This is a genomic window from Carnobacterium sp. TMP28 (genome assembly GCF_047553015.1).
Taxonomy (GTDB): domain Bacteria; phylum Bacillota; class Bacilli; order Lactobacillales; family Carnobacteriaceae; genus Carnobacterium_A.
The window spans coordinates 968,775-988,270 of the sequence record NZ_CP180212.1 but is presented as its reverse complement, the minus strand read 5'-3'; the positions used below and the strand labels follow the sequence as shown (position 1 = coordinate 988,270).

At 33.7% G+C, this 19,496-nt stretch carries 19 protein-coding genes and 1 pseudogene; 5 read left to right on the top strand and 15 right to left on the bottom strand.

What is annotated here, in order from left to right; genetic code table 11:
• The first annotated feature begins 404 nt into the window (after positions 1 to 404).
• The gene (locus ACMHYH_RS04805) at positions 405 to 1,127 is read left to right on the top strand and encodes a peptidylprolyl isomerase (RefSeq protein ID WP_414840193.1); all 723 of its coding nucleotides are present in this window, start codon (positions 405 to 407) and stop codon (positions 1,125 to 1,127) included.
• A 43-nt stretch (positions 1,128 to 1,170) separates the two neighbouring features.
• On the opposite strand, the gene ACMHYH_RS04800 is transcribed toward ACMHYH_RS04805, so the two are convergent.
• Entirely contained in the window at positions 1,171 to 1,527 is a 357-nt protein-coding gene (locus ACMHYH_RS04800) for a hypothetical protein (protein ID WP_414840192.1), read from the bottom strand.
• Between the two features lie 550 nt (positions 1,528 to 2,077).
• Positions 2,078 to 2,263, bottom strand: coding sequence for a hypothetical protein (locus ACMHYH_RS04795; RefSeq protein ID WP_414840191.1), 186 nt, complete (start codon positions 2,261 to 2,263; stop codon positions 2,078 to 2,080).
• A gap of 461 nt (positions 2,264 to 2,724) precedes the next feature.
• Between ACMHYH_RS04795 and ACMHYH_RS04790 the strand changes: the two genes are divergently transcribed.
• From ACMHYH_RS04790 to ACMHYH_RS04780, 3 genes are read left to right on the top strand one after another with little or no spacing between them, the layout of a single operon-like run.
• On the top strand, positions 2,725 to 3,477 hold the full coding sequence (locus ACMHYH_RS04790) for a DeoR/GlpR family DNA-binding transcription regulator (protein ID WP_414840190.1): 753 nt from the start codon (positions 2,725 to 2,727) through the stop codon (positions 3,475 to 3,477).
• A complete protein-coding gene (pfkB, locus tag ACMHYH_RS04785; RefSeq protein WP_414840189.1) occupies positions 3,474 to 4,394 on the top strand; it encodes a 1-phosphofructokinase in 921 nt (306 codons plus the stop codon). The genes ACMHYH_RS04790 and pfkB overlap by 4 nt, the downstream gene beginning before the upstream one ends.
• A 15-nt stretch (positions 4,395 to 4,409) precedes the next feature.
• The gene (locus tag ACMHYH_RS04780; protein WP_414840188.1) at positions 4,410 to 6,302 is read left to right on the top strand and encodes a fructose-specific PTS transporter subunit EIIC; all 1,893 of its coding nucleotides are present in this window, start codon (positions 4,410 to 4,412) and stop codon (positions 6,300 to 6,302) included.
• Between the two features lie 114 nt (positions 6,303 to 6,416).
• Here the strand turns inward: ACMHYH_RS04780 and ACMHYH_RS04775 are convergent, their stop codons facing one another.
• Positions 6,417 to 7,142 (bottom strand): amino acid ABC transporter ATP-binding protein, encoded by a 726-nt coding sequence (locus tag ACMHYH_RS04775; RefSeq protein WP_414840187.1) that lies wholly within the window; start codon positions 7,140 to 7,142, stop codon positions 6,417 to 6,419.
• Positions 7,129 to 8,601, bottom strand: a pseudogene (locus ACMHYH_RS04770) (ABC transporter substrate-binding protein/permease). Before ACMHYH_RS04770 ends, ACMHYH_RS04775 begins: the two are co-directional and overlap by 14 nt.
• Before the next feature lie 254 nt (positions 8,602 to 8,855).
• On the opposite strand from ACMHYH_RS04770, the gene ACMHYH_RS04765 reads away from it, so the two are divergent.
• Positions 8,856 to 9,002 (top strand): hypothetical protein, encoded by a 147-nt coding sequence (locus ACMHYH_RS04765; protein WP_414840186.1) that lies wholly within the window; start codon positions 8,856 to 8,858, stop codon positions 9,000 to 9,002.
• Between the two features lie 38 nt (positions 9,003 to 9,040).
• Here the strand turns inward: ACMHYH_RS04765 and ACMHYH_RS04760 are convergent, their stop codons facing one another.
• The 11 genes from ACMHYH_RS04760 to fabF form a co-directional block, all read right to left on the bottom strand.
• Positions 9,041 to 9,358 carry a nucleoside triphosphate pyrophosphohydrolase family protein gene (locus tag ACMHYH_RS04760; protein WP_414840185.1) on the bottom strand — a complete coding sequence of 106 codons (318 nt, stop codon included), beginning with the start codon at positions 9,356 to 9,358 and terminating at the stop codon, positions 9,041 to 9,043.
• 44 nt (positions 9,359 to 9,402) lie between these two features.
• Positions 9,403 to 10,005: a ribosome biogenesis GTP-binding protein YihA/YsxC gene (yihA, locus tag ACMHYH_RS04755; RefSeq protein ID WP_414840184.1), complete on the bottom strand. Its 603-nt coding sequence runs from the start codon at positions 10,003 to 10,005 to the stop codon at positions 9,403 to 9,405.
• Between the two features lie 211 nt (positions 10,006 to 10,216).
• A complete protein-coding gene (gene clpX / locus ACMHYH_RS04750) occupies positions 10,217 to 11,461 on the bottom strand; it encodes an ATP-dependent protease ATP-binding subunit ClpX (RefSeq protein WP_414840183.1) in 1,245 nt (414 codons plus the stop codon).
• 230 nt (positions 11,462 to 11,691) lie between these two features.
• Complete coding sequence (gene tig, locus ACMHYH_RS04745) at positions 11,692 to 12,972, bottom strand: trigger factor (RefSeq protein ID WP_414840182.1); 1,281 nt, start codon at positions 12,970 to 12,972, stop codon at positions 11,692 to 11,694.
• A 132-nt stretch (positions 12,973 to 13,104) separates the two neighbouring features.
• A complete protein-coding gene (locus ACMHYH_RS04740) occupies positions 13,105 to 14,061 on the bottom strand; it encodes a tetratricopeptide repeat protein (protein ID WP_414840181.1) in 957 nt (318 codons plus the stop codon).
• Positions 14,062 to 14,220: 159 nt separating this feature from the next.
• On the bottom strand, positions 14,221 to 15,003 hold the full coding sequence (locus ACMHYH_RS04735; RefSeq protein ID WP_414840180.1) for an acetyl-CoA carboxylase carboxyl transferase subunit alpha: 783 nt from the start codon (positions 15,001 to 15,003) through the stop codon (positions 14,221 to 14,223).
• Positions 15,004 to 15,048: 45 nt separating this feature from the next.
• On the bottom strand, positions 15,049 to 15,897 hold the full coding sequence (accD, locus tag ACMHYH_RS04730) for an acetyl-CoA carboxylase, carboxyltransferase subunit beta (RefSeq protein WP_414840179.1): 849 nt from the start codon (positions 15,895 to 15,897) through the stop codon (positions 15,049 to 15,051).
• Positions 15,898 to 15,927: 30 nt separating this feature from the next.
• Positions 15,928 to 17,295, bottom strand: coding sequence for an acetyl-CoA carboxylase biotin carboxylase subunit (locus ACMHYH_RS04725; RefSeq protein WP_414840178.1), 1,368 nt, complete (start codon positions 17,293 to 17,295; stop codon positions 15,928 to 15,930).
• Between the two features lie 4 nt (positions 17,296 to 17,299).
• On the bottom strand, positions 17,300 to 17,731 hold the full coding sequence (fabZ, locus tag ACMHYH_RS04720; protein WP_085560062.1) for a 3-hydroxyacyl-ACP dehydratase FabZ: 432 nt from the start codon (positions 17,729 to 17,731) through the stop codon (positions 17,300 to 17,302).
• A 14-nt stretch (positions 17,732 to 17,745) separates the two neighbouring features.
• Entirely contained in the window at positions 17,746 to 18,237 is a 492-nt protein-coding gene (gene accB / locus ACMHYH_RS04715) for an acetyl-CoA carboxylase biotin carboxyl carrier protein (RefSeq protein ID WP_414840177.1), read from the bottom strand.
• Complete coding sequence (fabF, locus tag ACMHYH_RS04710) at positions 18,237 to 19,478, bottom strand: beta-ketoacyl-ACP synthase II (protein WP_414840349.1); 1,242 nt, start codon at positions 19,476 to 19,478, stop codon at positions 18,237 to 18,239. Before fabF ends, accB begins: the two co-directional genes overlap by 1 nt.
• Between the last annotated feature and the right edge of the window lie 18 nt (positions 19,479 to 19,496).

Below are 19,496 nucleotides of genomic sequence, written 5' to 3'. Positions count from 1 at the left end.
CATTTTTTTTGAGTTTATGAGAGATTTCTTTGATTTTATCTTTTGGGTTACTCTTTAGATGTACCGATAATCCTTGTTGTTACATTTGTTCCAAGATGTAATCAAGTTTGTTCTTCATCACGTATCCTCTAAAAAAATGAAGTATTGTGAGTATACCCCATTCTAATCCACTATCTATTGTACGTGTATTTTATCTTTTTGTCTATTTAAACCTAAAAATAGAATAGATAATAATTAAATTTTTTAAGTATTAGATAGGTATAAGATAAAAAAATGTTTAAAAAGTATCATAGAACTCATTTTTTGATTATAAATTAGATTTTCTACACATAAAAAACTAATTTCATTTTAATTGTATGATTATTTGACTATCTATCGTATAATAATAGAGAGAAAATTAAAGGATGTGTAACGTGAAATTTAATAAATTAATAATTGGAGGTTTATTACTTATAGTAGCAGTCGCAATGATTATTTACGGCTTATTTTATATTATTCCTAATAAACCAAATACTGATAATCAAAAAGAAAGTGACGTTATTGAAGCTGATTATTTCCCTCAGTTATCAAATAATCTAGGAGAAAACGAAATAGGAGCTGAAATCGTTACCTCTATGGGAACTATTTCAATCAAATTATTTCCAGAATTTGCACCTAAAGCTGTAGAAAATTTTGTAGGGCTAAGTGAAAAAAACTATTACGATAAGACTATTTTTCATCGTGTTATTCAAGATTTCATGATCCAAGGTGGCGATCCTGATGGAACGGGTCTGGGTGGTGAAAGTCTATGGGGCGAACCATTCGAAGTAGAAACTTCAGATCATCTTTACCATACTAGAGGGGCCTTATCTATGGCTAAAACAAATGCGCCGATATCAATAGGAAGCCAATTCTTTATTGTCCAAAATCAGCAAGATATGTCTCATTCTGTTTCTGAAACAACTCCAAACGAAATTGTAAAAACGTATAAAAATGGTGGGTATCCCTCTCTTGACGGTTCCTATACCGTTTTTGGTCAAGTAATTGAAGGAATGGATATTGTTGATAGTATTGCAGCTTCGGAAACAACTGATAATGATTTACCATTAACTCCGATTACAATTGAAACTGTTACTATAAGCAAATAAAACGAAGACAAGGTCATGCCTTGTCTTCGTTTTTTTATATCTTCTAAAATAAAATCAATAGCAATAGACAAAGGAAGATAATTCCTAATACTATACCCAAATTTTTCCATCTAGCCATATTAACTATTAGTCCAATTCCGAACCGTTTTTCTACCCAAATTAACGAGTCATCCGGATTATAATAAAATAAGCCTAACTTCCAATAGTTGCCATCCTCGCAATAATTTATTTCTAACTGTTGCTCATCTTTTGAGTTGTCTCTACTCCCACTTTGACCATATTTTATAGATAAAATAAGCGCATATATTAAAATAACTAGCACATAAAGAATGACTCCGTAAACAAACCGGTTATCTCTTTTTTTGAAAAAAATGACAGAGATAAACTGACTATTACTCAATAAGAGTTGTGTAGCAATTTAAATAATCAAGTTAATTTTGACAAATCTTGACGATAAATTTGACTCTTAAACCTAGGTTGAGCTAAGTATCTAGGTTCAAATGATTGTTTTGTATGAATAATTGAAGAATTAGATACATAAAAAATGAGTGCTACTATTATTTGAAATCCACTCATTAAAAAATAGTTGAAATTGATTTATCTACAAATCTATCTGCGGTTAAGTTCGTCCCTCAATGAATAGGAAAAGATTTAGGGGTTTTTTCGTAGTTCAACCAAGTGATTAATCCTGTTGCAGCTATAATTGATCCATTACTAGATAATAAAATAAGATTAGGAATCCCAATTTTTTTAGTTCGATAATCTAAATCGATTGTGATTTGCTTTTCAGTTTCTTTCTGCTTAACCTCTTCAATAAGTTGCGATTTAAATTTTTAACTGCCTTTTAATGACTAGATAAAATAATAAGCTAATAAAATCAATGAAACTAATTGCCACTAGTACATACATAACTAAAAATCGCTCCATTTGAACGATAGATTCATTTTTTATTAAAGTAAAAATAAGAATGCTGTAGTCATTCCATTAAAGATAGCAAGTAAAAAATAAGTTGTTTTCCACCTCTCCAACTTAAGATAAGTTTTATCATTATCTAGAAAAATTATTCCAAATTCTAATCCTTGTCTTCCGAAATAAGGCAATAAGCCCATAATCAGACTCATCATCAACAGTAACATTAGAATAAAACTAACAGATAAACTCGTTTTACATTCCTTTCTTGTAACTAATCAGGATTTGCCTCTTTTAGATTCAGCCATTTCAATGCAATCAAATTCCTTCATTTTAAATACTCTTTTTTATTTAAAAATAGTCTTTCAAATTCTGGCTGTCTACATACTTTATTTATAGCATGCATCGTTGTACCTATTTCCTTTACTAAATGACGGCTGCTGAATAAAGCTAAGTCATAATCCCTTAATTGTTCTACCTAATTTCGGTTGAATCCAAACGGGAGAATTGCTTTCTGGTCTAATACGAACAAGTACTAAATCATTCTTTTCTATTGCTGTCTATTGCTAGATAAAGAGGATAACAGCGACTCTTTTCTAATTATTTTACATTTAAATGAAAACGATTACTCTTTATGGTTGCTTTTGAACGTTTTTGATGGTATTGTTTTCTTGAAAGGAGATTAGCTATGCTAACTGAAGAACGTCATTCTTATATTCTTATTCAACTAAAAAAATATGGACTTGTGAAATCACAAGAGCTAATGCAGTATTTAAACTGTTCTGAGTCAACTATTCGTAGAGATTTAGCACAATTAGAAGAGATTGGTGAGCTTTCTAGAATTCACGGTGGTGCTAAAAAAAATTATCATGTAGATGAAGAATTATCTATATTGGAAAAATCATCCATAAACGTTCAAGAAAAAAAAGAAATTGCTAAACTTGCTGCTCTTTTCATTAAAGAAAACGATACAATTTTCTTAGATGCTGGGACAACTACTCTCTATCTAATTCCCTATCTAAAAAATAAAAATATTCAAGTTGTCACAAACGGAATTCAACATGCTGTATTATTAGCTGATCAACAAACAAAAACTATTTTACTTGGTGGAAGTATTAAACTAAAAACAAAAGCTATTATCGGAACCACAACAATCAGTCAGCTAGAAAATTATCGTTTTACTACATGTTTTTTAGGTATTAACGGTGTTGATAGTGAATTTGGCTATACGACACCTGATAGTGAAGAAGCCGCAGTAAAAAAACAAGCTCATTTGAACAGTTCAAAAACATTTATATTAGCTGATAAAACAAAGTTTAATAAAGTCAGTTTTGCTAAAGTTATTGAACTAGAGGATGCTATCATTTTAACTCAACAGTTAGATCCAATTTTATATAAAAATTATTTTAGTCAGACAACTATAAAGGAGGCTACAAAATGATTTATACTGTTACACTCAACCCCTCCATTGATTACATTGCTGAAGTTTCTAGTTTTAAATTAGGCTCTTTAAATCGTATGACTCGTGATCTTAAGTTACCTGGTGGAAAAGGAATAAACGTTTCTAGGGTACTGAAACAATTAGGACACCACTCAGTCGCTTTAGGGTTTCTAGGTGGATTTACAGGCGAATTCATTCAAAATTGGCTCATAAAAGAAAAAGTGGAAACGCATTTTACAGATATAAAAGAAGATACGAGAATTAACGTCAAATTAAAATCGAATCAGGAAACTGAAATAAATGCTATTGGACCTGTCATTTCTACAAATGAAGCGGCTAATTTTTTAAAAGAAATCGAAAAAATCTCTTCTACTGATGTCGTTATTCTCTCAGGAAATCAACCTGATTCATTACCAAAAAATTTTTATAACAGCGTTATATTAGCTATCAAATCTACTGGTGCTGCATTTGTTATGGATACAACTGGCCAGACTTTGTTAGATTCTCTAGCTTTTTCTCCTATACTAGTTAAACCAAATCACCACGAGTTAGCTGAAATGTTTAACGTTTCATTTCAGTCAGTTGAAGAAATGATTCCTTATGGAAAAAAATTGATTGAATTAGGTGCGACTTATGCCCTTATCTCAATGGCTGGTGATGGCGCCTTATTCTTTTCAGCTAATGAAGTTTATCAATCTAATGTTCCAAAGGGCATAGTGAAAAATTCAGTCGGTGCTGGTGACTCAATGGTTGCTGGATTTATCGGTACATTATTAAAAGAAAAAGATCCACTAATGGCTTTTAAAACAAGCGTAGCCACTGGTAGTGCAACTGCTTTTTCAGATGATTTAGCCAAGAAAGATGAAGTTGAAGAATTAATTTCTCAAGTCTCTATTCGTTTAATTGATACAATCTAATTAGGAGGAACTCAAATGAAAATAACTGATTTATTACTCAAGAATGTCATGATTATGGATTTGAAATCTACAAGAAAAGAAGCAGCCATTGATGAAATGATCGCTAGCCTAGCTTCCCAAAATCGTATTAGCGATACAGCTTTATTTAAACAGGGAATTATGAATCGAGAAGCACAAACATCTACGGGTCTTGGTGACGGAATTGCCATGCCACATGCTAAAAATGCTGCTGTTAATGAAGCTACAGTCCTTTTTGCTAAAAGTTCAAATGGAGTGAACTATGAGGCCTTAGATGGTCAACCTACCCATTTATTTTTTATGATTGCTGCTCCAGAAGGTGCAAATGACACTCATTTACAGGCTCTAGCAAGCTTAGCTAGACTATTGGTTAATCCAGAATTTGTTTCATCATTAGGAAATGCGACTACACCTGAAGAAGTCCATTCTTTATTTGAACAAGCTGAAAAAGAGCGACTTGAAAAAGAGTCCGAAGAACAAAGAAATCAAGAAACCCTAAAAAAAGATACTTCGCGCCCATTCGTTATTGCAGTCACTGCTTGTCCTACTGGTATCGCTCATACTTACATGGCAGAAGATGCGTTGAAGAAAAAAGCTGCTGAAATGAATGTTGATATCAAAGTTGAAACAAACGGGACTGAAGGTGTTAAAAATCGCTTATCAGCAAGTGACATTGAAAGAGCTGCTGGTGTTATTATAGCAGCAGATAAAAATGTTGAAATGAATCGTTTTGACGGAAAACACTTATTGCAACGTCCTGTGAGCGATGGTATCCGTAAACCTGCAGAACTAATTGAAAAAGCAATGAATAAACAAGCTCCTATCTACCATGCTAGTGATAGTGGCAACTCAAATAGAGAAGACAATGAAGGTGGATCTGTTTTAAGCAAAGTATATAAAGACTTAATGAACGGTATCTCTCATATGCTTCCATTTGTAGTTGGTGGCGGAATTTTGTTAGCTTTATCCTTCTTAGTTGAACCCTATTTTGGTGATAAGAGTGAAATTTTCATTTTCCTCAATTCATTAGGTGGTAATGCCTTTAGATTCTTGATTCCAATTCTAGCTGGTTATATTGCGATGAGTATCGGTGATAGACCTGGTCTTATGCCTGGTATGGTTGGTGGTTTTATGGCCGTAGAGAGCAATGCTGGTTTCTTGGGCGGATTAGCTGCAGGATTCATTGCCGGTTATTCTATCCTTCTATTAAGAAGAGTACTAAAAGGAATACCTAAATCTTTAGAGGGTTTAAAATCAATCTTACTTTACCCTGTTCTTTCTTTATTAATCATTGGTTTCTTAATGTACTTTATTGTTGATCCTGTCTTCTCTACTATCAATACAGCTATGATTAACTTCTTAGAAAACTTAGGAACTGGAAATGCTGTTTTATTAGGTGCTTTATTAGGTGGAATGATGGCTATCGATATGGGTGGACCGTTTAATAAAGCTGCATATACCTTCTCAATTGGTATTTTCACAGATACAGGCGACGGTAGTCTAATGGCCGCTGTAATGGCTGGTGGAATGATTCCTCCTCTAGCTATCGCTTTAGCAAGTACTCTTTTCAAAAACAAATTCACAGCAGATGAAAGAAAATCTGGACTAACAAATTATATTTTAGGCCTTTCATTTATCACTGAAGGTGCCATACCTTTTGCTGCAGCGGATCCTTTGAGAGTCATTACCTCATCTGTTGTAGGAGCTGCAATTGCTGGTGGACTAACTCAGTTTTGGAATATTTCTATTCCTGCCCCACACGGAGGTATTTTTGCTATTGGTCTTTCTAATCATGCCTTATTGTTCTTAGTAACACTAGCTATTGGAATGGTTATCTCCGCATTAATTTTAGGTTTTTGGAAAAAAACAGTCACTGAAGAATTAAACTAATAGCATAAATAAAAACCCGTATTCGTTTCTTCCCTTTGCCATCTACATAAGCAAAAGAGAAACAAATACGGGTTTTCTATTGTTTTGGCTAAACGAACTAACTTTAATCACTCATTAAAGAACTTTAGCTAAGAAATTTTTTGTTCGTTGGTGCTGAGGGCACTCAAACAGCTGCTCTGGTGTTCCTTCTTCAACAATGTAACCGGCATCCATAAAAATAACGCGATCTGCGACTTCCTTAGCAAAGCCCATTTCATGGGTAACAATAACCATTGTCATACCTGTTTCAGCTAAATCTTGAATAACCTTCAAAACTTCTCCAACCATTTCTGGATCTAACGCAGATGTTGGTTCATCAAAAAGCATCACTTTAGGATTCATTGCTAAGGATCTAGCAATAGCAACTCGTTGTTGCTGCCCGCCTGATAAGCTGGCAGGGAATGAGTGTTCTTTATCCAAAAGACCTACTTGTTCTAATAATTTTTCTGCCTGTTTTTGGGCTTCTTTTTCATCTAGTCCAACAACTTTAATGGGCGCAATTTTTAAATTCTCTATTACAGACAGATTAGGAAATAAGTTAAAACTCTGGAAAACCATTCCCATTTTCTCTCTTAACTTATTTACTTTATTTTCAGTCAGTTGTGTTAAAACAGTTTGCTCAAAAATAATTTCACCACTAGTAGGCACTTCCAATAAATTCAAACACCTTAATAAGGTGCTTTTACCAGATCCCGAAGGTCCAATAATAACGACTACTTCATTTTTTTTAACTTCTCCACTAATATCAATTAATACTTCATTTTTTCCAAAACTCTTCTTTAAGTGCTTAAATTTGATCATGATTCATCTTCCTTTCATAATAATTCAATAGTTTAGTTAAACTAAACGTTAACATAAAATAGATGACCATAGTAACGGCTAAAGGAGCGATACCTCTATAAGAAAGTGACGTCACAATCTTTGTTTGGAAAATTAAGTCACTCACTCCGATAATCGACACAATTGAACTTTCCTTGATAACAGTAATAAATTCATTACCCAAAGCTGGCCAAATATTTTTCAATGCTTGTGGAAAAATAATATAGCGCATAGCAGTCTGTTTGCTCATACCTAAACTTCTTGCTGCTTCAGTTTGTCCCTTATCAACAGAATTTAGTCCTGAACGAATAATTTCACATATATAAGCTCCACTATTTAAAGAGACAGCTATAATACCTGAAGCAAGTGCTGGGATATTGATTAGATAGCCTACTGCAAAGTAAATGAACATGATTTGAATCATCATCGGCGTTCCTCTAACAAACTCTACATAAGCAATTGCTGGAATACGAACGATTTTTCTTTCTGACATTCTCATTAAAGATAAAATGATTCCTAAGATACTTCCAAAAAATACACTAACAACAGAAATTAAGATTGTATAACCTGTTCCTTTAGCAAAATAACTCCAATAATTAAACATTGTTTTTGTTTGTTCTTGTGACCCTTGGCTTTCTTTTAATAATTGTCCAGCTTCTTTAAGGTAATCTTCAGTTAAATTATTCTCGTTTATTGTTGAAATAGATTGATTGATTGCTCCAACAAGATTACTCGATCCTTTCTTTACAGCCACTGCTGCACCCTGTTCATCTTCTTCTAATATAAAACCTCCATCAAATGTAGCTAAATCTTTATCATTTGCTACGTATGCCATTGCACTAGGTTTTTCCATAATAATTGCTTCTATTTTATTTGTTTTTAAAGCTAAAATTAAATCAGTTATTTTGGATAAACTCATAATAGAAGATTCTGGCATTTGATCTTTTGCTAGTGATTCTTGAATTGAGCCTGTTTGTACACCAATCTTTTTAGCATTCAAATCTCCTTTAGATGTATAGATTTCATTATCTGAAGGACGGACTACAATATTTTGTCCACCTATGTAATAAACATCTGAAAAATCCACACTTTCTCATCTCTCATTTGTTGCACTCATCCCTGCTACTATTATATCTACTTTTCCAACTTCCAAAGCTGGCAGTAAACTATCAAATCCAATATCTTGGACCTCTAACTCAACACCTAAATCCTCCGCAATTTTTTCTGCGATAGAAATATCCATACCAACAATATTATCTTTTCCATCAATTGTTGCATGAAATTCGTATGGCGGAAAATCTGCACTTGTTCCTACAACTAATGTACCTTTTGACTTGATATTTTCTACTGATTCATCTGCTGCTAAAACAGGTAAAGAGGTCGAAAATATACTTGTTAAAAAAATAGTAAAAATGATAGCTAGTATTCTTTTTTTCATCATTGTTTCCTCCTGTATTTTAAAGTCTTATGTAGTTTAACAGAAAGAGAATATTTATACAATATTATTTTGTTTTAATCATTAAATTACGCTAATTCTCCTTATTTATACATTAATTATTGAATAAAAACGTTTTATATTACTAAGTTAATCATTCAATAGAAACGTTTTTTTACTCACTAGTAAACTGAAATAGTAGCATTTTACTAGCAATAGAGTTAAACTGAATTAAGTTATAAAATAGGAGGTATCCTTTAATGGGACAATTTTTTAAAGCTGATACAAGTATTGACGAACTATTTTCAAAATTTGCTCTTGATCCTGAAGAATCATTTAACACAAAGGAAAAGAGTGATAAGGAAGTAGATAAAAATAAAGAAAATTCCGATAAAAAAAATAAATAAAACAACTCTCTTCGATATACGAAGAGAGTTGTTTTATTTTAGTCTATTCTTTTTCTACTTTGTTCTTCTGAAAAACCATTTGGGTAACGCTTTGCTAATTTTTCAATATTTTGAATAGCAACTGTTTCAAAAGGTATATCTGCCCACTCTGCAATTTGAGATAAATACCAAAGAACGTCTCCCATTTCTTTCACTAATTCTTTTTTATCTAAATCATGTCCATGGAACGTATATTTTTTAATCAAATCTACTAACTCCCCAGATTCACTGGCCACTCCTAATGCACAATTAGTCAATACTTGTTCATTTCCATACAAAGTGCGACTTGCTAGTTTTTGATATTCATTAAATTCCATTTTTAAAACCCCTTTTTCAATTATCCAAAATACAGTTTAACTAATTAATCTTTATTTTTTTTCTTAGCTAGGTATCCTTCAATTAATCTCCATGCTTCATCTTTACCTTCACCAGTTTCTGATGAGAATAAAACAAAGTCATCCTCTGGATCAAAGCCAAGAGACTCTTTAGATATTTTTGTGTGCTTATTCCATTTACTTCTAGGTATTTTATCTGCTTTTGTTGCTACTACGATTATAGGAATGCCAAAGTGTTTGAGAAATTGGTACATTTGCTTGTCATCTACTGTAGCTGGATGTCTAAAATCAATCACACATAGGGTTACCTTTAAAGGCTCTCTTTGAGTGAAATAAGTTTCTAACATTTCTCCCCATTTAGCACGTTCTGTTTTAGAAACTTTTGCATATCCATATCCAGGGACATCAACGAAATAAAATTTATCTTCAATGATGTAGTAATTCAGTGTTTGTGTTTTTCCTGGTTTACTTGATGTACGGGCTAGTCCTTTTCGATTGATTAAGGTATTTATAAAAGAAGATTTCCCAACATTTGAGCGTCCTGCCAAAGCAACTTCTGGTAAACCAGTTCTTGGGTATTGGGCAGGTGAAACAGCACTGATTACAATATCAGCTTTATTAACTTTCATATTTTTATCTCCATCTCTTAACTAAATTCTTTTATTATTTTAACATAAATAGACATCAATAACATTCCTTTCTTTTCTAGAAAAGAATGGCACTTACTTTATTCTATTTTTATTTTTTAAATTAGTTAAAAAATCCTTGATTTAAAAAAGTAAAGAACCTCCAAAAAGTTGCCTTTTTGAAGGTTAAAACAAAGAACTATTTTATAAACACTTAATCGATTTTTTCTCCTTTTTCATTATAGAAGTCAGGGAGTCCATTTCCATTAACTGTTTCATCCGTTATAACACATTTTGAAATTTCAGGACGGCTTGGCAAATCAAACATAATTTCTAGCATAATGTTCTCAATAATTGAACGTAAACCACGAGCACCAGTATTGCGTTCAATAGCTTTTTTAGCAATTTCTCTAAGAGCTATTTCTTCAAATTCTAATTCTACATTATCTAACAATAATAACTTTTTATATTGTTTTTCTAATGCATTCTTAGGTTTTGTAAGAATATGAACCAAATCATCTTCTGTTAACTTTTCTAAGGCAGCCATAACTGGCAATCTTCCAATAAACTCTGGTATCAAGCCGAATTTCAGTAAATCTTCAGGAATAATTTTTTGCATAACACTTTCGTCACTGTTTACCATTTTTTTAGAAGAACCGAAACCAATAACTTTTTCTCCCATTCTACTTTTAACGATTGTTTCAATGCCATCAAAAGCTCCACCAACAATAAATAAAATATTGCTTGTATCTAATTGGATAAATTCTTGATTAGGATGCTTTCTTCCTCCTTGAGGGGGTATATTAGCGACTGTACCTTCTAATATCTTTAAGAGAGCCTGTTGAACTCCTTCTCCACTAACATCACGTGTAATGGAGACATTCTCTCCCTTACGAGCAATCTTATCAATTTCATCAATATAGATAATTCCTTTTTGAGCACGTTCTACATCAAAATCAGCAGCTTGCATTAATTTCAATAAGATATTCTCAACATCTTCACCAACGTAACCCGCTTCGGTAAGGCTAGTTGCATCTGCAATAGCAAATGGGACATCTAGAATACGTGCTAAACTTTGTGCTAGGAATGTTTTTCCTGAACCAGTAGGCCCAATCAAGCAGATGTTACTTTTTTGCAATTCAACATCATCATCTTGTGATTCTATTTGATTGATTCGTTTATAATGATTATAAACCGCTACTGAAAGAGACTTCTTAGCTTGTTCTTGTCCAATAACGTAATCATTTAAAATCCCTCTAATTTCTTGTGGCTTAGGAACTTCTAAAAATTCTCCGTAACCTGCATCACTAAATTCTTCATCAATGATTTCTTTACATAAATCGATACACTCGTTGCAAATATAAACGCCTGGACCGGCAACTATTTTTTTTACTTGATCCTGTGATTTTCCGCAAAATGAACAATTTATAGGACCTTTTGTTTCTTCATCAATAAACATATATTTTGTCCACCTCTATTCTCATTCATACTTATTTTAACCATTTAGTTTTGCTGCATTATTCATAAACTCATTTTAGACACTCATAATCATAGCATAACCCTTTTTTTTTTTCCATAAAACTAACTTTGATTTGAGTATAACCTGATAATAAAGAAAAGAACTTCAAAAGTCACTTACCCTTTGAAGTTCTTTCCTTCAATTTTTCGACAAAAATGATTGTTACTTATTTATTTTTCTACAGATGTAGAAGTAATTAAGTCGATAGCTTTTTTCATAGATATATCATGTTTTAGCATATCTGGAGTCAAAGCAGCACGGACAGCTTTTTCTTCCATTCCATATTGTCCAGCTAATTCTTTAATTTCAGCTTCTACTTCTTCTTCAGATGGAGCAAATGCTTCTGCTTCAACGATTGCTTCAAGAACTAAGTTTGTGCGTGTTCTTAATTCAGCATCGCTTTCCATTTGTTTGTGTAAATCTTGTTCTGTTGTTCCTGTAATTTGGTAATACATTTCAGGTGAAACACCTTGACGTTTCATGTCATTTAGGAATGTATCCATTTGACGGTGAACTTCGTCATGTATCATTGAACCTGGTATTTCTTCAATTGTAGCATTGTCAACTGCTTGACGAATAGCTGCTTCTTCTACAGCTTCATCTGCTGCAGCGTTTTTTGCTTCAACTAATTTTTTCATAGTTTTTTCTTTCAATTCAACTAATGTTTCAACATCTTCATCTACATCTTTAGCGAATTCGTCATCTAATGCAGGTAATTCTTTTGCTTTCACTTCATGTACGATTACTTTAAAGACTGCCTCAGCACCCTTTAAATCTTCTTCATGATAATCTTCAGGGAAAGTAACGGTTACTTCTAATTCATCATTAGCTTTAGTCCCAATTAATTGTTCTTCAAAACCTGGGATAAATGAGTTTGAACCGATTTCTAATGAATGATTCTCACCTTTTCCACCGTCAAATGCAACTCCATCTTTGTATCCGTCAAAGTCAATTACAACAGTATCGCCTTCAGCTGCTGCAGCTTCTTTTAAAACAAGTTCAGCTTGTTGTTCACGCTTTGCTTCTAAATCAGCATCTACGTCAGTATCCGTAACTTCGCGATCTTGTTTCTCAACAGTTAAACCTTTGTACTCACCTAATTTAACTTCTGGTTTTACAGTAACAATTGCTTCGATAACCCAAGGTTGTCCAGCTTCCATTGATTTAACATCAATTTTAGGTTGGTCAACTGGATCAATACCAGCTTCTACAAGAGCTGCTTCATATTGTTCTGGTAAGACAGCATTTAAAGCATCTTCATAAAGAGAAGCTTCGCCATACATTTTATTAAATACTTGACGTGTTACTTTTCCTTTACGGAAACCAGGTACGCTTAACGTTCCTTTTACTTTATTAAAGGCCGTATTCATGCCTTCTTTAATTTTTTCTTCTGAAATTTCAAACGTTAATACACCATCGTTAGTACCTTTTTTTTCCCAATTTGCAGTCATTTATATTTCCCTCCGAAACAGTCTATTATTTGGCAATTCTTTTCAAAATTGCATACTCCTTAATCTTACACTATACCTTTATTTTTGTAAATACAAACAGGCTAAAGACTGTCCTTTACTCTATATTTTTAACTAAATCCACGTTTGTATTTGTTCATTCAATCGATACATCCATTTTTTTATTTTTTTCTGCTCTAAAGATTCTTTCTCATCTCTGCTTCCTTCATGCAATTGATTGTATCTTTTCAGATATAAAGTTACCCAGTCGTTTGGTGATTTAATTACTTCATCAATAAAAGGATACAAAATCATAAAATGTAAGTTTGCTTCTTGACTAATCGCTTCAAATAAGATGGGATCATTATTTTCGATCGTTTCTTTTAAAATACGTTCTATTTCTTGAACAGCTTTAGTTTTCACTATAGGAAGTATCTCCATTAGCTTAATTATCCGCCGTTCACCGAACCACTCTAGAACCATCTCATCTTTTACTTTTCTATCTATTAAATAATCAATTGTAGTCGTCTTCACTATGCTGTTAACATAAGGGTTACTTAGTAAGCTACTGGCCGCTTTTATAAATTGTGGCAAAGGTAACTCTTTTGCCTCTTTAAGTGTACAGGCTTGTTTTTCAAACGATTGATTTCCCATTGAAAAAATATTTCTTATTAGTGATTCATATTTTTTTTCGTTTTGTATTCTTACTTGCTCTTTTTCTTTTTCGATTCTTTCAAATTGAGAATGCCATTTTAAGTCGCTATCGTTCGTTTGAGCTAACTTTTCTTTCACTATTTTTTCTGCTTGAATAAAAAAATGTCCTTTAATTAAAATGGTGACATAAAATAGAATCAAATTATCTTCACTCTCATAATAATCTATTTCTTTGTCTGCAACAATTTTTGCTTTTTTATATTCTCCATTTTCATAAAGAGCTGTAACATAAAACGAATGTATCCTTAGCTCCTGCTTAATAGCATAAGCTTTTTCAAAAAAAATAATCGCTTCCTTCATGTTACCTGAATCGAAAGAATCAATCGCTTTTTTTAAATATGTTTCATAGTTTTTAGGAAATTCAATCTTTTCACCCATATTGTTCACCCAATCTTTTTTATAGCTTCTTCAGTTAGTGTAACACACTGACCAGTCTAATTATTTTTATGTATACAATAAAAAACACAACTTTATCAACCTAATAAACTTTATCCAAATTCACGGTAAAGTCAAGAAGTTAAATCAGTTGTGTGTTTTTTAATATTTTCGAAATCTTTGGTATCTTTCTTCGATTAACTCACTAGATGATTTAGGTGTTAATTCATTTAGTGCTCCAATTAATTTCTCTTTCAAATTTTTTAAAATTGTATCATTATCCAACAACCTATCTTGAGCTGTTTCCGGAATAATTTGATCAATAATATCCAATCCTAACAAATCTGCAGCTGTTAATTTCATTATCTCAGCAGCTTCGCCAGCTCTTGAAGCATCTTTCCATAAGATAGAAGAAAATCCTTCTGGTGAAAGAATAGAATACATTGTATGTTCCATCATCCAAACTTGATTTCCCATCGCTAATGCAAGAGCTCCACCGCTTCCACCTTCTCCAACAATAAGAGAAATAATAGGAACCTTCAACTGACTCATCTCCATGAGGTTTCGAGCGATTGCTTCCCCTTGACCACGTTCTTCTGCTTGAACACCACAATAAGCACCTGACGTATTAATGAACGTTATAATTGGTCTATGAAATTTCTCAGCTTGTTTCATCAAGCGCAAAGCTTTTCGATATCCTTCAGGATGTGGGGAGCCAAAATTGCGTTCAATGTTTTCTGTTAATTCATGGCCTTTTTGATTTCCAATCACGGTAACCGGTTGTCCGTTTAAAGTAGCTATCCCACCTACAATAGCCTTATCATCGCGGAATGAACGATCTCCATGAAACTCTATAAAATTCTCAAAAATTTCTTCAAAGATTTCTAAAGCTGTCAATCGAGAGGTTTTTCTAGATAGAACAACAATTTCACTTGCTTCACTCACTTATTTCACCTTCTTCTATACAAATTCTTTTTTTAGATAGTTAATTTATTGATGAAGTTTCAAAAGAAGTCCTAACGTTTCTTTTAGGTCTACTCTAGGAACAATTTTATCAATAAAGCCATTTTTTAAGACTGATTCTGCTAATTGAAAGTCATCTGGCAAAGTTTCTTTGATTGTTTGCTCTATGACTCTTCTCCCCGCAAAACCGACTAATGCTCTTGGCTCCGATAGGATAATATCGCCTTGCATAGCAAAACTTGCTGTTACACCACCAGTTGTTGGATCTGTTAAAACGGTAATATACAATAAGCCTTCTTTACTATGTCGCGCTACTGCCGCACTGATTTTAGCCATCTGCATTAAAGATAAAATCCCCTCTTGCATGCGAGCACCACCTGAAGCCGTAAAAATAACGATAGGCAATTTCTCTTTTGTAGCACGTTCAAGTGTTCTTGTGATTTTTTCTCCTACAACACTGCCCATACTACCCATAATGAAATGAGAGTCCATCACACAAATTGCTGTTGGGATACCTTCAATAAAGGCTTTGCCGGTTACAACTGCTTCATGTAGATTAGTTTTAGATTGTACGTTAGATATTTTTTCTTCGTAATTTGGAAAATCAAGAGGATTTTTAAAAGCAATATCTACATTCCATTCTTCAAAAGTTCCTTCATCTACCGTTAATTCAATTCGTTTATTAGCGTCTATTCTAAAAGTATAGCCACATTCTGGACAAATTTTTTCAGACCCTAAATCTTTCCCATAAATGGATTTTTTACAATTTGGGCATTGTGTAAACATTCCTTCTGGAACCTTTGCAGCATCTTTCTCGTCTTCTAATCGTGAACTCTTAGTAATGGGGATAAACGCTCTTTTTTTAAACAGTTTCACTTTCTCACCTCTTTTTACACTTGATGCTTCTTATTCAACACGTGGTTTCCATTCCTTAAGAAAGGTATCCTGTAAAAAGCTAGTATCATAAGAGCCGTTGACAAAACGTTCATCTGCCAATAAATCTTCTTGAAAGAATTTATTGCTAATAATTCCTTCAATAACTAACTCACCTAAAGCGCGCTTCATTTTTGCGATAGCTTCTGCGCGATCAGCACCTTTAGTAATAATTTTTGCAACCATCGCATCGTAATAAGGAGGAATAACATAACCTGCAAACATTGCGCTTTCTACTCTTAAACCATTTCCACCGCTTGGCATCATTAAATAAGTAATTTTACCTGGTGAAGGCGCAAAGTTAAATGCTGGATTTTCCGCGTTAATTCGACACTCAATCGTATGGCCTGTAATTCTAACATCTTTTTGCTCAATTGTCAGTTTATGTCCACTAGCGATGGTTAATTGTTCTTTAACAATATCAATTTCGGTCGCCATTTCGGTAACAGGGTGTTCTACTTGTATTCGTGTATTCATTTCCATGAAGTAAAAATGACCAGATTGATCTAATAAGAATTCAATTGTTCCAGCATTTTTATAGCCTACAAATTTTGCAGCGCGAACAGCTATATCACCTAATTCCTTGCGTTGCTTTTCGCTTATAGCAACAGAAGGAGACTCTTCAATAACTTTTTGATTATTGCGCTGTAGAGAACAATCTCTTTCACCTAAATGAATAACATTTCCATAATGATCGGCTAACAATTGAACTTCAATGTGACGTGCATGTTCAATTATTTTTTCCATATACATACGGTCGTCTCCAAAAGCAGCTTTTGCTTCACTCTTAGCACTATTAAAAGCAGCATTTAGTTCTTCACTTTTATAGACTTTTCTAATTCCTTTTCCACCACCACCGGCAGCAGCTTTTAACATAACTGGATAACCTAATTTATCTGCAAGTTCTTTAGCTTTTTCAGTATCGGTGATAAAGCCATCACTTCCAGGAATAACAGGCACGCCTGCTTGAATCATTAAGTCTCTTGCATTAGACTTGTTTCCCATTTGTTCAATGGTTTCAGAATCTGGTCCAATAAAAACAACATTCATTTCTTGACACATCGTAGCAAAAGTACTGTTTTCTGATAAGAAACCAAAACCAGGATGAATAGCCTGAGAATTGGTTACATCTGCAGCACTTAGGATGCTTTGCATGTTGAGATAAGAGTCAGTCGCTTTTGCTGGTCCAATACAAATCGCCTCATCGGCTAATTGCATATGCAAGGCATCACGGTCAGCCTCTGAATAAACAGCTACTGTTTGAATACCGAGTTCACGGCAAGCTCTAATGATTCGAACGGCTATTTCTCCACGGTTCGCTATTAATACTTTTTTAAACATCTATTTATCTTCCAATAATGAAAGTTAGTTCAACTTCACAAACTTTTTTTCCATCAACGTATGCTACGCCTTTACCGATACCTGCATACTCTTTTAATTTAATAATATCTACAACTAGCATTAATTGATCACCAGGAACAACTTTTTTGCGGAATTTCACTTTATTCATTCCACCCAAATAAGCTGTTTGGCCTTTAAAACGATCTAATGTTAACAATGGGATAGAACCCGCTTGTGCTAATGCCTCTAAAATATAAACGCCAGGTAAAACAGGCTCTCCTGGGAAGTGTCCTTGAAAAACTTCTTCATTAATGGTTACGTTTTTTAAAGCCGTAACGTGCTCTCCTGGTATCATTTCATCAACGCGATCGATAAAGTAAATTGGGTAACGATTTGGAATTAAAGCCTGGATTTCTGCAATATTCATTTTAGTCATGTTTTATATTCCTCCTATATAATTCTGAAAAGTGGCTGATTGTATTCAACAACCTGCTCATCTTCTACGTAAATTTCTGCAATTGTTCCTTCAACTTCGCTTTTTATTTCGTTCATTAATTTCATCGCTTCAACAATACAAAGAACGTCCCCAACTATAACGGAATCGCCGACCTTCTTAAAGACAGGTTGATCTGGACCAGAAGACATGTACGTTACACCTACCAAAGGCGATAGAATCATATTTCCTTCTTTTACTTGTTCTATTTCAGATTCAATAGCTGTAACTGTCTCATTTTTATCAAGAATCATCTCTGGTTTAGCAGGCGTATCTTTTACACTAGAAGGAGCTTCATTTGAACGGGTATTAGTTGTCTGTTGAGCACTTTGTAAAGAATGTGTGTTTTTACTCATTCGCACTGCAACATTATCCATTTGTAAATCAAATTCTGTTAGATCAGATTGATTAACCAATGCAAGTAATTCTTTAACTTGATTGAAATCCATTATTGACCCTCCCATTTTTTGAAACAAGTGACCGCATTATGGCCACCGAATCCTAATGAGTTATTCAAAGCATACTTCGTTTCAGTTTTTCTACCTACTCCTGGTATATAGTCTAACTCACATGCTTCATCTTGAACTTTCAAACCGATTGTTGGAGGCAAGAAACCGTCTTGAAGTGCTTTAATACATGCAATTGCTTCAATTGCACCAGCAGCGCCTAGTAAGTGTCCTGTCATACTTTTAGTACTTGAAATAGCGACTTTTTTAGCTAATTCTTCACCAAAGGCATATTTAATTGCCATTGTCTCAGCAGAATCGTTTGCTGGCGTACTTGTTCCGTGAGCATTGATATAACCAACAGTTTCTGGTGTAATACCCGCTTCTTCCATAGCATTTATCATGGCTTTTCCAGCTCCACTACCATCAGGTGTTGGTGCAGTCATATGATACCCATCTCCAGTCGAACCATATCCTACAATTTCACCGTAAATGGTTGCCTTTCTTTCTAGGGCATGTTCTAAGCTTTCAAGCATAATAACTCCTGCTCCTTCACCCATTACAAAACCAGAACGTTCTTTGTCAAATGGAATAGAAGCACGATCTGGATCTGTACTAGTAGAAAGTGCCGTTAATGCAGCAAAACCAGAAATACCAATCTCATCAACTGTTCCTTCTGCTCCGCCAGCTAGAATAACATCTGAATAGCCATGTTTAATATTACGATATGCTTCTCCTATAGAGTTATTCCCTGATGCACAAGCTGTCACAATCGAAGTATTGATTCCTTTTGTGCCAATTGCAATTGAAATATTCCCTGCAACCATATTGCCTATTGCCATTGGAACAAAAAGTGGCGCCACACGTTGTGGTCCTTTATCGTGCATTTTTATAATTTGTTCTTGCATAGCGTTTAATCCACCAATACCAGAACCTACGATTACTCCAAAACGATCCATATCCGTTTTTTCTGTGTCAATTCTACTCATTTCAACAGCCTGAACAGCTGCAGCAACACCATACTTGGAAAATTCATCCATTCTTTTAGCGATTTTACGAGGCATATAATTTGTTGGATCAAAATCTTTTAATTCGCCAGCAACACTTATTCCTGTTTCAGTTGCATCAAATTTTGTAATTGGCCCAATACCATTTTTACCTTCTTTTAACCCATTCCAAAATTCATCAACGGTATTGCCTAAAGGGGTAACTGCACCCATTCCTGTAATTACTACACGATTTATCATTGTAACGTCTCCTTT

Excerpts from the sequence above, each read along its gene's own strand:
- ACMHYH_RS04775 (WP_414840187.1), bottom strand. The coding sequence starts at position 7,142 with ATGATCAAATTTAAGCACTTAAAGAAGAGTTTTGGAAAAAATGAAGTA.
- ACMHYH_RS04740 (WP_414840181.1), bottom strand. The coding sequence starts at position 14,061 with ATGGGTGAAAAGATTGAATTTCCTAAAAACTATGAAACATATTTAAAA.
- clpX (WP_414840183.1), bottom strand. The coding sequence starts at position 11,461 with ATGTTTATTGATGAAGAAACAAAAGGTCCTATAAATTGTTCATTTTGC.
- ACMHYH_RS04760 (WP_414840185.1), bottom strand. The coding sequence starts at position 9,358 with ATGGAATTTAATGAATATCAAAAACTAGCAAGTCGCACTTTGTATGGA.
- ACMHYH_RS04725 (WP_414840178.1), bottom strand. The coding sequence starts at position 17,295 with ATGTTTAAAAAAGTATTAATAGCGAACCGTGGAGAAATAGCCGTTCGA.
- ACMHYH_RS04805 (WP_414840193.1), top strand. The coding sequence starts at position 405 with ATGTGTAACGTGAAATTTAATAAATTAATAATTGGAGGTTTATTACTT.
- ACMHYH_RS04765 (WP_414840186.1), top strand. The coding sequence starts at position 8,856 with ATGGGACAATTTTTTAAAGCTGATACAAGTATTGACGAACTATTTTCA.
- accB (WP_414840177.1), bottom strand. The coding sequence starts at position 18,237 with ATGGATTTCAATCAAGTTAAAGAATTACTTGCATTGGTTAATCAATCT.
- fabZ (WP_085560062.1), bottom strand. The coding sequence starts at position 17,731 with ATGACTAAAATGAATATTGCAGAAATCCAGGCTTTAATTCCAAATCGT.
- ACMHYH_RS04795 (WP_414840191.1), bottom strand. The coding sequence starts at position 2,263 with ATGTTACTGTTGATGATGAGTCTGATTATGGGCTTATTGCCTTATTTC.
- pfkB (WP_414840189.1), top strand. The coding sequence starts at position 3,474 with ATGATTTATACTGTTACACTCAACCCCTCCATTGATTACATTGCTGAA.
- ACMHYH_RS04790 (WP_414840190.1), top strand. The coding sequence starts at position 2,725 with ATGCTAACTGAAGAACGTCATTCTTATATTCTTATTCAACTAAAAAAA.
- ACMHYH_RS04780 (WP_414840188.1), top strand. The coding sequence starts at position 4,410 with ATGAAAATAACTGATTTATTACTCAAGAATGTCATGATTATGGATTTG.
- tig (WP_414840182.1), bottom strand. The coding sequence starts at position 12,972 with ATGACTGCAAATTGGGAAAAAAAAGGTACTAACGATGGTGTATTAACG.
- yihA (WP_414840184.1), bottom strand. The coding sequence starts at position 10,005 with ATGAAAGTTAATAAAGCTGATATTGTAATCAGTGCTGTTTCACCTGCC.